The following is a 12,365-nucleotide window of genomic DNA, read 5'->3' on the forward strand; positions in this document are numbered from 1 at the left end:
CGAGCCGGTCATGCAGAACAGCAGGACGAGGACCGCCACGACGATGATGAGCGCCGACCAGGGCGCCCGATCGAGCATGGCGTTGATGAAGTCGGTCTGCTGGGCCGCCGCCCCGCCCACCCAGAACGGGTGGTCGGCGGTCATCGCGCGGATCCGGTCGACGGCGTCGACGGCCTGCTGGCCGACCGGGTCGTCGACGTCCATGAGGACGCTGATGAGCGTCATGTCCTCGTGGCCGGGCAGCGGCGCGGCCGTCACATGGGTGACGTCGTCCATGGCCTGGATGTCGGAGACGAGTCCGGCCGCTCCGGTCGTGTCGGTCTGGGCGACGATGCTGATCGTCGGGGTGGCCAGCGCCGGGTAGTCGTCCTGCACGATGTCGTAGCCGGTGCGCACGGAGGAGTTCGCGGGCATGTACTCGACGATGTTCGTCCGCATGTGCAGGGAGGCGACAGGGCTCGCCATGATCGACAGGGCGATGGCGATGACGACCATGATGATCCACGGGTGCGCCACGACCCGGCGCGACAGGCGGCTGAAGAAGCCGTGGTCCGACGAGGAGTCGCCGATGGCGCGCATCACCCGTCTGATGCCCGGCACCCGGCTCAGCGGGCTCGGGCGCACCAGATGGGATCCGAGGAGCGTGATGATCGAGGGGACGAGCGTGACCGTGCCCAGCACGGCGAGCAGTGCCACGATGGCCGCCCCGGCGGCGATCGTCTTGAACATCGGGGTGCGCAGGACGAGCAGGCCGGCGATCGAGCAGGCGATGGTGAGCGCCGAGAACGAGACGGTGCGCCCCGCGGTGGCGACCGTGCGCACGACGCAGCGTCGCACGAGGTCCTTCATCGCCTCGCCGACCGGCGGTTCACCGCCCCCGTCGCCGGACTCCGCGAGCTCGTTCGCGAGCTCCTCGCGGTAGCGGCTGACGAACAGCAGCCCGTAGTCGATCGACAGGGCCAGCCCCAGGATCGAGATGACGTTGAGGATGAACGAGTGCACATCGAGGACGAAGGTGAGGCACCACAGCGCGCCCATGCCGACCAGGATCGAGACGATCGCGTTGACGAGCGGCAGGCCGGCGGCGAGCAGGCCGCCGAAGATGAGGATCAGCAGGACGAGCGCGATCGGCAGGCTCACGGACTCCCCCTGGGCGAGGTCCTCCTGGACGAGCCGGCCGATGGAGTCGCCGATGAGCTCCGTGGACACCGCGTGGGCATTCGCATCGGGCGCGTGCTGGCGCAGCGCGTCGAGATAGGCGCCCTCGGCCGTTTCGGCCACCCGGTCGTTGGCGGCCTGGGAACGGTCGTCGTCGAGGCCCGCGGCGAGCGTGACGAGTTCCACGTAGCCGTCGCCGTCGGCGGACAGCAGCGCCCGGGCCTGCTGCGAGGCGGGGTCGGGCATCGAGAAGGCGTCCTGCACCGAGGCGACGTCCTCGAGACCGGACAGGGTGCTGCGCGCCGTCGACACCGCGGCGGCGAGCCCCGCCGGGTCGGCGTGCACGTCGACGCCCTCGACGACGACCGTCACCGTCTCGCCATCGGTCCCGTCGGAGTCCGTCAACGAGGAGACCTGTTCGGACTCGGTGTCGGGGGTCGGGGCGTTCGTGCTCGTCAGCCGCTCGAAGAGCCCGCCATGCCCCAAGCCCTGGAAGGCCAGGCAGGCCATGGCGGACAGCAGCAGCGCCCAGGCGACGACGAACACCACCGGGCGCCGGGAGACGGCGCGGCCGATATATGTGAACATGGATCTCCTCGGTCTGGTCGGTCTGGTTCTGGGCGGGCGCACGGCCGGGCGTCCGTGCGAGTCCCGGATCCTCAACGGTCGATTTCGTCGTGCTGTCAGAACCTCGTGCGCCAGGCGGCGAGCTGCGGTTCCACGGCGAATCCTTCACCGGGGAGGGGGTGGGCGGGTCGTCGGATGGCAACCGGATTCCGGCTTGTCCATGCGGCCGATACGGGAACCTACAAGGCGTTTTCGGACGGGTCAAGGTTCCGTCGGGGGCCCCGCATTCCGGTAGGGGTGGATTCGGGGTTGCAATGACTTCAACGACGGTGTTGACTAGAAATTTTTCCCGCTCGGCCAGGAGAGCGGAATCCCACGTGCGGAGCGGCGCGGACGAATTCCTGCGATTCCTGCTGGAGCGGACGGGAACCGGGCCGGTGGAGGCCGTGCGAGCGGGGCCCGGACGCCTGCCGTCGGAATACCCAGGAAACTCACAGCAATTGTCGGGATGAGCGCGTGCTCAGGGGATGATCAGGGGTGCGGGACCGGTCGCGGATGCCGCGGACGGCGCTCGTGGATGGCGCGGCGGGCGACGACGCGGCCGCGGCGAGCCGGTCGTGCCCCCGTCCCGTCACCTGCCGGCGCTCGGCCCCCGTCGGTCGGCTCCGGTTCACCGACCTGCCGCCCTGCCCCGGCACGGGACGGCGGGGGGCCGGAGCCGTTGCGACGCGCCGGGAGCGCCGGGCCCGGTCCTGCGGCCCCGCGCCGCACGGCGTTCACGCCGCGTCCGGAGCCGGGGGAACGCCCCTGCCCAGGGTGACCCGGTCGAAGACGGCCAGCGCCGTCGAGACGACGATGAACACGGTGATCGCCGCGTAGGAGCCGGTCAGCGCCGCGGCCCATCCGGTGGACAGCATCGAGTAGAAGATGGCGGTGGTGACCGCGTTGCCGACGGCCGTGGCCATGCGTTCGGTGGTGGACTTCACGCCACCGGCCACGCCGCCCTCGGTGGAGGGGATCTCGCTCATCGACAGGGTCTGGTTGCAGCCCGTCATGCAGCCGCTGCCGAAGCCGATGAGGGTCAGCGGGAGGACCAGCCACCAGAAGCGGACGTGGGCGGTCTCGATGAGGCGGGCGGTGACGGCTGCGCCGACCACGCCGACGGTCATGCACGACAGCCCTGCGATGACGATGGTGCGCCCCTTCGCGAGCGCCATGCGTCCGGTCAGGAGCGAGGTGACCGCCGTGACGACCGCGTAGGGCAGGCCGAGGAGGCCGGTCGCCAGGGCCGAGACGCCCATGCCGTTCTGGAGGAACAGGGCGGCGAGGATGAGCACGGAGGTGCTGCCGAGGAACTGCGTGCCGCTGATGGCGGTGGCGTGGGTGAAGGAGCGGTGGCGGAACAGCGCCAGGTCGACCATCGGCTGGCGGCCGCGGGCCTTGTAGGAGCGCTCCCAGCGCACCCACAGGAGCAACAGGGGGACGGCTGCCGCGAGCAGGCCGAATGAGACGCCGGTCTTGAGGATGAACGGCAGCATGATGCACAGCACCGCCGTCATGAGCAGGGCGACGGCGAGCGGGTCGAGGTCGAGGCGCCGGGCCCGCGCCGTGCCCTCGCGCCGCGCCCGGGCCCGGCGCCGCTCGGTCTCGAAGGGGAACCACCGCGTGGCGAGGGCCGCGCCGAGGATGCCCAGGGGGAAGGTCCAGATGAAGGAGGCGCGCCAGCCGATGTCGGGGCCTGCCGCCCTGATGATGAGACCGGTCAGCAGCGGGCCGGCCGTCACCGACGCCGAGATGACGAGGCCGAAGATGCTGAACGCCTTGGCGCGGGCCTGGCCCTTGAAGTACTGCTGGATCATGCCGGTCGTCTGGGGGTTGTAGACACCGGCGCCGAGGCCCTGGACGAGCCGGGCGAGGTTGAGCATCATCGGGCTGGTGGCCAGGCCGCAGGCGAGCGAGCCGAGGCTGAAGATCGCCATGCCGGTGATCCACACCGAGCCGCGGCCCAGCGCATCGCCGATGCGGCCGGCGGCGACGAGGACCATGCCGAAGGCGAGGGCGTAGCCCGAGAGCATCCACTGCACGGAGGCGTCCGAGGCCCCGATCGAGTGCTCGATGGTCGGCAGGGCCACGCTGATGGACGAGATGGCCATCACGGCCATGGCGAGCGGGACCATCAGCACGGCGAGCACCTTGATGCGATTGAAGACACGGGACTGGCCCTCGACGTGGATGAGATTGTTCTCGGCGGTGAGGGACATGGCTTCCTCCGTCATACCGGTGTCGGCCCGGCGTCGGCACGCATTGCGTCGTCCCGGCCCGTCCGGTCGCCGGCTGGGCGGCGGAGGATCCGGCAGGGTCGTGAACGGTATGTATTCTTGCCGAAAAAACGTCGTTCTCTAGGGCGTTCGCAGTATGGGACGCTCAGCGGGGCCGGGCCGCCCACCACGCCCGCAGCGCCTCGGCGGCGCGCTCGGCGCCCAGCGGGCCCTCGTCCATGCGCAGCCCGAGCAGGTAACGGTAGGCCGTGCCCACCTCGGGGCCCGGGCCGATGCCGAGCACCTCCATGATCTGGTTGCCGTCCAGGTCGGGGCGCATCGCGTCGAGCTCCTCCTGGGCGCGCAGTTCGTCGATGCGGGCCTCGAGCTCGTCGTAGGCGCGGCGCAGCCGCTCGGCCTTGCGCCGGTTCCGGGTGGTGCAGTCGCTGCGGGTGAGGATGTGCAGGTGCTCGAGCTGGTCGCCCGCGTCGCGGACGTAGCGGCGCACGGCCGAATCGGTCCAGTCCTGCTCGCCGTAGCCGTGGAAGCGCAGGTGCTGCTCGATGAGCTGGCAGACGGCGTCGACGACGCTCCGGGGGTAGTGCAGGGTCCGCAGGCGCCGGCGGGCGAGCTTGGCGCCGACGACGTCGTGGTGGTGGAAGGTGACCTTGCCGCCCTCGAGGGCGCGGGTCGCGGGCTTGCCGATGTCGTGCAGGAGCGCGGCCAGCCGGATGACGAGGTCGGGCTCGTGGTCGGGGTCGGGGCGCCCGTCCTTGCAGTCGCGGGCCTTCTCCAGCGCGATCGCCTGGTCGAGGACGGTGAGGGAGTGCTCGAAGACGTCCTTGTGGCGGAAGTGCTCGTCGCGCTCGAGGCGCATGGCCGGCAGCTCGGGCAGGACGACGTCGGCCAGCCCGGAGGCGACCATGAGGGTGAGACCGGGTCGAGGGGCGTCCGACAGCAGCAGCTTGCTCAGCTCGTCGCGCACCCGTTCGGCCGAGACGATCGCGATGCGCTCATGCATGGCGGTCATCGCGTTGAAGGCGGCGGGCTCCACGGTGAAGCCGAGCTGTGCGGCGAAGCGGGCCGCGCGCATCATGCGCAACGGGTCGTCGCTGAAGCTGACCCGAGGAGCGCTCGGCGTGCGCAGCACCCCGGCGGCGAGATCCCTCAACCCGCCGTGCGGGTCGACGAAGACCCGGTTCACGACGTCGACGGCCATCGCGTTGACGGTGAAGTCGCGGCGCACGAGGTCGTCGATGATGTTGTCGCCGAAGGCCACGACGGGCTTGCGGGAGTCGGGGGAGTAGGCGTCCGCCCGGAAGGTCGTGATCTCGACGACCCAGTCGCGGCCCCCGGCGCTCCGGGAGGCCCCGATCGTGCCGAACTCCTTGCCGATCGACCACACCGAGCGGCTGAAGCGGCGGAGGATCTCCTCGGTGCGGTCGGGCCCGGCCGAAGTGGTGAAGTCGAGGTCGTTGCCGAGCCGGCCGAGCAGCGCGTCGCGCACCGAGCCGCCGACCAGGTAGAGCTCCTCGCCGGCCTCGTCGAAGAGCCGGCCCAGCTCGTCGACGAGCGGTGCGGTGCGCAGCAGCTCGGCGACTGCGCGGCGCTGGACCTGCGACAGGGCGGCGGTGGAGTCGGACACGTCGGTCCAGTCTAGCCGCCGCGCCCTCGGCGCTCAGCGGTCGACGCGGGGCAGCTGGTGGGTCGAGTCCGCCGGGCCGGCCGGCGCGTCCCCCGCCCCCTGGGTACCGGACCGGTGAGCGTCGGGCCGGTCGGACGGCCCCTGGGAGCCGGTCCGGTCCGAGGGCGCCGTGGCGCCGGAACGACGGCCCTTGCGGCGGCGCTTGGTGCCCTCGGCGACGGACGCGGGGTCCAGGGCGATCGTCTTGTCGGCGGCCATGTTGCGGCCGCTGTCGCCGGCCGAGACCCAGCGCACCCGTCGGTCGGCCGAGTCCTCCAGCCACTCGCGGGCACCGGTGAGGGTCTGCGACGGCGCGGGCGCCTCCTGGCCGGAGGCCGGCGCAGGTGTCGGGGCGACCGACCCGGGCGCCGTCGCGGGGGCCTGGGCGGCCTGCTCGGCGCGGTGTTCCTTGGCCGCCTTGCTCAGCGGGTGGCGCCGCTGCCCGGACTGGGGCGACGCGTTCGTGTCCTTCTCGGACGTCAGGGGCAGGATCGCCCGGCGCGGCGTGCGCATGCCCGCCCTGCGCATCGCCGCGAGGATGCGGCTGCGGATCTCGCGCTCGACGTCCCACTGCTTGTTGGCCGGGCAGGAGATGAGGATCTGGTAGACGGCCGCGTTCTCGTCCAGCGCGTTGAGGCCGAGCACGCTCGGGGCCTCGAGCATCTGGTTGTGCCAGTCCGGCTCGGCGTCCATGCGGGCGCAGGTGCGCCGCAGCAGTTTGATGACGGCCGCCGGGTTCTCGTCGATGCTCACGGGGATGTCGATCGTCGACTTCGAGAAGCCCTGCGAGATGTTGCAGACGGTGGTGATCTCGCCGTTGCGCAGGTACCAGACCTGGCCGTTGAAGTCCTGCACCTCGGTGACCCGGAAGCCGACGGCCCGCACGGTGCCCTTGATGTCGTCGACCTTGACGATGTCGCCCACGCCGTACTGGTCCTCCATGATCATGCAGATGCCGTTGAAGAAGTCCTTGACCAGGCTCTGCGCGCCGAAGGCCACCGCGATGCCGACGACGCCGGCCGAGGCGATGGCCGGCATCACGTTGATGTTGATCGAGTTGAGCACCGTGAGCACGACCACGATGATGATGAGCACATCGGTGATCGACTTGAGCACCGTGCCGAGCGTTCGGGCCCGCTGGGCGGCGCGGTTCGCGTTGATGCCGTCGGTGGTGATGTCATGACCGGCCCGCTCGGCCCGGTGCTGGCCGGCGTGCTTGATGAACTGGTCGATGAGACGGCGCATCACGAAGCGCGTCACGACCGCCAGAGCGATGGTGACGATGATCTCGATGAGGGTGTTCGGCCAGACGAACTCGATGTCCAACGGCAGCACTCAGGTCCTCCTGGAACGGCTCGACGAGGCGGGCGGACGATCGGCCCACCGCATCCATTGTGACGCGGCGGACCGGGGACCGGGTGCGGCGGCCCGCGGTGGGGGGACGAACCGGGCGGGCCTGCGCCCGTGGGCGGGGTCGGCCCGGCCCGCGCTCGCCCCGAAGGGGCCCCTCCAGGGGCGGGGTCCGCCGCGTCGCGCGGCGCCCCGGGGCGGATGGACTCGACTCCGATCACCCAACTATCCAGCTATCTAGAAATTTTTCTAGAGCTGATGAGAGTGACGTACAGGCACCTGCCGCGCCGCCGCCGGCGGGGGCGCGCCGGTCACGGGCCGGATCGGGACGAGCGCTCCGGTCCGCGTCCCCACGACCGCCTCGTCCGCTTGTCCGGGGCCGGATCCCCGGGGGTGGAGGACCTCGGGGACGGACGTTCCCGGGGACTCCCGGTCGGGCGGTCTCGCGCGTAGGGTTGTCCCATCGGCGCCACGTACCATCGGCGCCACGTAGACGTCGGCTCCACCGGCGGAGCCGGATCTCACCCAGCACGGAGGTCGACATGAACATGAACCAGCAGCAGCGAGAGCGCATGGGCAGCGGTCGGGGCTTCATCGCGGCACTCGACCAGTCGGGCGGCTCCACGCCCAAGGCGCTGCGCCTCTACGGCATCGACGAGAGCGCGTGGAGCACCGAGGAGCAGATGTTCGACCTGGTGCACCGGATGCGCACCAGGATCATGACGAGCCCCTCGTTCACGAGCGAGCACGTCCTCGCCGCGATCCTCTTCGAGCGCACGATGGACAGCACCGTCGAGTCCGTCCCGACGGCCCGCTTCCTGTGGGAGCGCAAGGGCATCGTGCCGATCCTCAAGGTGGACAAGGGCCTCGTGGACGAGGCCGACGGCGTGCGGCTCATGAAGCCGATACCCGCCCTCGACGAGCTGCTCGACCGGGCGGTGGCATGCGGCGTCTTCGGCACGAAGATGCGCTCGGTGATCGCCGGCTGCAACGAGGCCGGCATCAGGGCCATCGCCGCCCAGCAGTTCCGGATCGCCCAGCAGATCCTGGCCAAGGGGCTGGTGCCCATCATCGAGCCCGAGGCCGACATCCACGCTGCGGACCGCGAGGCCTCCGAGCGGATCCTCCACGACGAGCTGAGGGCCGGCCTTGACGAGCTGCCCGAGGGCCGGCAGGTGATGTTCAAGCTGTCCATCCCCGTCGAGGACGATCTCTACGCCGACCTCATCGCCGATCCGCGCGTCCTGCGCGTCGTCGCGCTGTCCGGCGGCTACACCCGCCAGGAGGCCTGCGAGCGCCTGGCCCGCAACAGGGGGATGATCGCCAGCTTCTCGCGCGCCCTGACCGAGGGGCTGTCGGTGAATGACACCCCCGAGGAGTTCGACGCGAAGCTCGGGGCGTCCATCGAGCAGATCGCGGCGGCCTCGGCCACCTGATCCGCTCCGGGCGCCGCAGCGGGCAGACGGTTCCCGGGGCCTCGTGGCCCGGGAACCGTCTGCCCGTGACCGCCGATGCATCCTCCTGCCCGTGACCGCAGGGTCCCGGGCAAAGGGGTCACAGGGCGCTCTGCTTCTGCCAGCCGTCCCAGTCGTAGGTCCAGCAGCCGATGCCGTCGCCGGGCTGGAAGGCGAGGTAGGCGCCGCCGGGCGTCGTGCCGTTGAAGACGACGGGGTCGCCGATGTGGGTGACGCCCATGAGCCATGCCGCGTCGTCCGGGCTGAGGTTCGTGCAGCCGTGGCTCGTGGGAGCGACGCCCTGGGAGCCGACGGACCAGCTGGCCGAGTGGAGGAATTCGCCGCTCCAGGTGATGCGCTGGCAGTTCGGCACCTCGGTCTTGTAGCCCTCCGCCGAGTCCGCCGGGACGCCGTAGGTGGACGAGTCCATGGTGAAGGTGTCGTACTTCTGCATGATCACCTTGGTGCCGCTGTAGGTCTCGTGCCCCACCTTGCCGGTGCTCACCGGGCAGGTGCGCAGCAGCGAGCCGTCCTGGTAGACGTCCATGTGCTGGGAACCGAGGTCGCAGACCAGCTCGACCTTCGTGCCCGCGATGGAGATCGAGTAGTTCGTGTCGTCGGCCAGGTACTGCTGGTCTCCGACCTTGACGCCGGCGAAGGCCAGATGGACGTCGACGGTGGTGCCGGGGGCCCAGTAGTCCTTCGGGCGCCACATGAGGATGCGGTCCTCGACCCAGCCCCACGAGCCGGGCTGCTCGGGGGTGACGGTGACGCTGGCCTGCTTCTCGATGGCCGCTCGGTGCTCGGGCAGGTCGATCGTGTCGGAGAACTGGACGTAGACCGGCATGGCCACGCCGAGATCGCTCTGGGAGTAGACGGGCTCGTAGACGAGGGTTTCGACGGAGGCGGTGGTGATCTTCTGGGTGAGGGTCGTCTCCTGGTTCTGAAGGGTCATGACGTCGACGGAGACCGTGTACTCGGTGCCGGGCCAGAAGGCGCGGTCGGGTTTCCAGGTGGTGTCGTCGAGCGTTCCGGTGAAGGCGACCCCGTCCGGGCCGGTCGCCTTGACCGAGACGGCGGAGCCGTTGGCGACGGTGACGGTGAGCGTGTCATCGGGCAGGACGGCGTCGGTGCCGTGCGCGCTGGTGACTGCGACGGTGGGGGACTCGGTGCCCGTGGGTGTGCTGCTGCCCTTCGCCGAGCCGTTCTGAGAGGGGTCGGCCGAGCCGCCGGCGCACGCCGCCAGGCCGAGCGCACCGGCTCCTGCGGCCGCTGCGGCGATGACTCCGCGACGGGTGAGACGCGGATCAGTGTGCTGGGTGGTGGGCATCCAAACTCCGAATCGATGGTTCTCCCGAGCCCGCCGGCGCTGCGGCTGTGCGGCACGGTCGCATCCCGGAACGACCCGGGCGCACTGCCAGTGATGATAACCCGCCGACATGTCAGCAGGGCCCCGTTTCGAGAGCGCTTATTGAATGTTCACCCAAGGGGTGAATTCCACGCCCCGGGAGGGGGTATTTCTCAGCAAAAATTCAGCATGTTTTAATGAAACACGAGTGCTTCGCTCCGGGTTCTGCGGTGCATCCGCGGTGCATTCGATGCGCCCTGGCGACGCGTTCCGGTCCTGCACGTTCGGGGAGGGCGCTGCCCGAGGAGGCGGATCAGGGGCGTGATCCTCGACGCCGGGAGGGAACCGGGGCGCCGTGCCGCCCGGGGCGCGGGGGAGCTGCCGTACCGGGGCGACCACGCCTCACCCCGGCGCGGTCCGGGGCACGGGGTCGGTGCGCAGGCCGGTCCTGCACGTTCAGGACGATGGCAGCGGACGCGGCACCCAGCGCGTCCCGGCGGGCTCGGTGCGGGCCGCCCCCGAAGTGAGTGCGGCGATCGTTCCGACGGCACGGTCGGCGGCGTCCGCGGGGCAGGCGATGCGCGCGACCGGGCCGGCCGGATCGTCCCAGCTGGTGCCCATGACGTCGAGACCGCCGGCGCGCAGGACCGCCTCGAGGCGGCCCGCGTCGGCCGGGGGCAGGCGGGCGTCGAGGAGGGCGCAGCGCTCGTGGAGCAGCATCGGGACCAGGCGCAGGGACTGTGCGACGGTCCCCCCGTAGGCGCGGGCCAGGCCCCCGGCGCCGAGCTCGACCCCGCCGAAGTAGCGCACGACGACGGCCAGCACGTTCGACAGATCGGCCCGCCCGGTGGCGGTGACGTGGCTCGTGAGGGCCTGCATGATCGGGACGCCGGCGGTCCCGGCGGGCTCGCCGTCGTCACTGGAATGGGCGCTGTCGCGTCCCGGGCCGAGCAGCTGGGCGCTGCAGTGGTGCCGTGCGTCGTGGAACTCGTGGCGCAGCTCGCCCAGACGGGCGCGCGCCTGCTCGTCGTCGGTCACGGGGAACAGGCAGGCGATGAACCGCGAGCGCCGGATCTCGACCTCGTGGCGGCTGGGGCCGACGGGCGAGACGTAACGGTCTGCGGGCATGGGCCCATCCTGCCATCGACGTGAGGCCGGCATGCGGTTAGCGTGGTGTCATGAACGAGATGACTCCCCTTCTCGCCGGGCGATGGAGCCCGCGAGGTTTCGACCGGACGCATGTGGTGGGCTCCGGGCAGATCGAGTGCATGCTGCAGGCCGCGCGCTGGGCTCCGTCGGCCATGAACCGCCAGCCGTGGGCCTTCGTCGTGGGACGCCGCGGGGACCGGGTCCACGAGCGCCTCGAGGGGCTGGCCCGGGGCCTCTCCGACTGGGCGCTCGGCGCGTCCGCGCTCGTCCTGGCCGCCTACCGCACCGAGGGCGACGAGCCCGACTACGCCCTCCACGACCTGGGCGGAGCGGTGGCGCACATGAGCGTCCAGGCCGAGGCGATGGGGCTGCACGTGCGCCAGTTCGCCAGCTACGACCACGAGGGGGCCCGTACCGCGTTCGGCATCGACCCGCCGTGGACGCCCGTCGTCATGCTCGCGGTGGGCATTCCGGGGCCGGGGACGAGCCCGGCCGGGCGCGAGCGCAAGCCCATCGGCGAGCTCACGCCCTGGCAGTGACCGGCGGGCGCACCACGATGACGAGGTCGGCGGGTCCCGGGGAACGGTCTTCTGAAGGGCCTGCCGCGCGGACCGGTCAGATGTCGTACTGGTACAGGTTGTAGGCGTTCATGAGGTTGATCACCTTCTGCGTGTAGTTCGGGTCGGTCGCGTAACCGGCCCGCGCCACCTCGCGGATGAACCGGTCGGGGTCGTCCGTGTGGGCGAAGGCGCCCCCGTAGCGGCTGTTGTGCGTGAGGAAGTAACCGTGGTCGAGGAACGAGTCCGTCCGCGAGCCGTAGGTGCGGAAGCTGCTCGAGATGATCTGGTACGACGAGTGGAGGTACTCGCCGCTGCCCATGTTGATGCAGCCGCTCTGGTAGGGGCTCGAGGTGCTGCACTTGATGCCGAAGTAGTTGTTGTACCGGCTCGACAGGGTGCTGCCGCCCCAGCCCGATTCGAGGATCGACTGGCCGAGCGCCACCGAGACGGGCACGCCGTACTGCTGCGACTCGGCGACTGCCGCAGGCAGGGCCTGCCGCAGGTAGTCCTGCTGGGTCGGGGTCAGCCCCGAGGAGTTCATCGTGATGGCCTCCGTCCTGCTCCCGTTCGCGGTCCAGATGATCGCGCCGCCCTCGAACATCTGGTACGAGCCCGTGCCCGTCGCGATCTCGTCCGATGTGGGATAACCGAGCGGGCCCTGCTCCCAGTTCTGGGATGCCCACCTCTCGCCGATGGCGCCGTGCGTGGCGTGCGCCCCGGTGGCGGACGTCCAGTGTATGGACCCGTCCTGGTAGGTCTGGTAGCAGCCGCCGTTGCGGAGTCCGCAGACCTCGTCGGTGGTGGGGTAGCCGAGGGGCCCGTTCTCCCAGCCGGTCG

The 12,365-nt window shown here is 70.9% G+C and carries 9 protein-coding genes; 2 read left to right on the top strand and 7 right to left on the bottom strand.

What is annotated here, in order from left to right; translation table 11 throughout:
* The 4 genes from K336_RS0111720 to K336_RS17200 all read right to left on the bottom strand — a co-directional run.
* Window positions 1-1,746: MMPL family transporter (locus tag K336_RS0111720; protein WP_028707132.1), on the bottom strand; the 1,746-nt coding region annotated here is incomplete at its 3' end.
* A 755-nt stretch (window positions 1,747-2,501) separates the two neighbouring features.
* Window positions 2,502-3,986, bottom strand: coding sequence for an MFS transporter (locus K336_RS0111725; protein WP_028707133.1), 1,485 nt, complete (start codon window positions 3,984-3,986; stop codon window positions 2,502-2,504).
* 163 nt (window positions 3,987-4,149) lie between these two features.
* Window positions 4,150-5,607 (bottom strand): CCA tRNA nucleotidyltransferase, encoded by a 1,458-nt coding sequence (locus K336_RS0111730; RefSeq protein WP_233418766.1) that lies wholly within the window; start codon window positions 5,605-5,607, stop codon window positions 4,150-4,152.
* A 54-nt stretch (window positions 5,608-5,661) separates the two neighbouring features.
* The gene (locus K336_RS17200; protein ID WP_051245763.1) at window positions 5,662-7,002 is read right to left on the bottom strand and encodes a mechanosensitive ion channel family protein; all 1,341 of its coding nucleotides are present in this window, start codon (window positions 7,000-7,002) and stop codon (window positions 5,662-5,664) included.
* A gap of 557 nt (window positions 7,003-7,559) precedes the next feature.
* Between K336_RS17200 and K336_RS0111740 the strand changes: the two genes are divergently transcribed.
* Complete coding sequence (locus tag K336_RS0111740; protein ID WP_455131056.1) at window positions 7,560-8,453, top strand: fructose bisphosphate aldolase; 894 nt, start codon at window positions 7,560-7,562, stop codon at window positions 8,451-8,453.
* A 118-nt stretch (window positions 8,454-8,571) separates the two neighbouring features.
* Here the strand turns inward: K336_RS0111740 and K336_RS0111745 are convergent, their stop codons facing one another.
* Window positions 8,572-9,801, bottom strand: a complete 1,230-nt coding sequence (locus K336_RS0111745; RefSeq protein ID WP_043151002.1) for a L,D-transpeptidase — start codon at window positions 9,799-9,801, stop codon at window positions 8,572-8,574.
* Between the two features lie 474 nt (window positions 9,802-10,275).
* A complete protein-coding gene (locus K336_RS0111750) occupies window positions 10,276-10,947 on the bottom strand; it encodes an IMPACT family protein (protein WP_028707137.1) in 672 nt (223 codons plus the stop codon).
* A 50-nt stretch (window positions 10,948-10,997) separates the two neighbouring features.
* On the opposite strand from K336_RS0111750, the gene K336_RS0111755 reads away from it, so the two are divergent.
* Entirely contained in the window at window positions 10,998-11,507 is a 510-nt protein-coding gene (locus K336_RS0111755) for a nitroreductase family protein (RefSeq protein ID WP_028707138.1), read from the top strand.
* A gap of 76 nt (window positions 11,508-11,583) precedes the next feature.
* Here K336_RS0111755 and K336_RS17205 read toward each other — a convergent pair.
* On the bottom strand, window positions 11,584-12,365 hold a 782-nt coding region (locus tag K336_RS17205), incomplete at its 5' end, for a glucosaminidase domain-containing protein (RefSeq protein ID WP_211223505.1).

The sequence above is a fragment of the Propionibacterium acidifaciens DSM 21887 genome (assembly GCF_000426605.1).
GTDB lineage: Bacteria > Actinomycetota > Actinomycetes > Propionibacteriales > Propionibacteriaceae > Propionibacterium > Propionibacterium acidifaciens.

Excerpts from the sequence above, each read along its gene's own strand:
- K336_RS0111725 (WP_028707133.1), bottom strand. The coding sequence starts at position 3,986 with ATGTCCCTCACCGCCGAGAACAATCTCATCCACGTCGAGGGCCAGTCC.
- K336_RS0111740 (WP_455131056.1), top strand. The coding sequence starts at position 7,560 with ATGAACATGAACCAGCAGCAGCGAGAGCGCATGGGCAGCGGTCGGGGC.
- K336_RS0111745 (WP_043151002.1), bottom strand. The coding sequence starts at position 9,801 with ATGCCCACCACCCAGCACACTGATCCGCGTCTCACCCGTCGCGGAGTC.
- K336_RS0111750 (WP_028707137.1), bottom strand. The coding sequence starts at position 10,947 with ATGCCCGCAGACCGTTACGTCTCGCCCGTCGGCCCCAGCCGCCACGAG.
- K336_RS0111755 (WP_028707138.1), top strand. The coding sequence starts at position 10,998 with ATGAACGAGATGACTCCCCTTCTCGCCGGGCGATGGAGCCCGCGAGGT.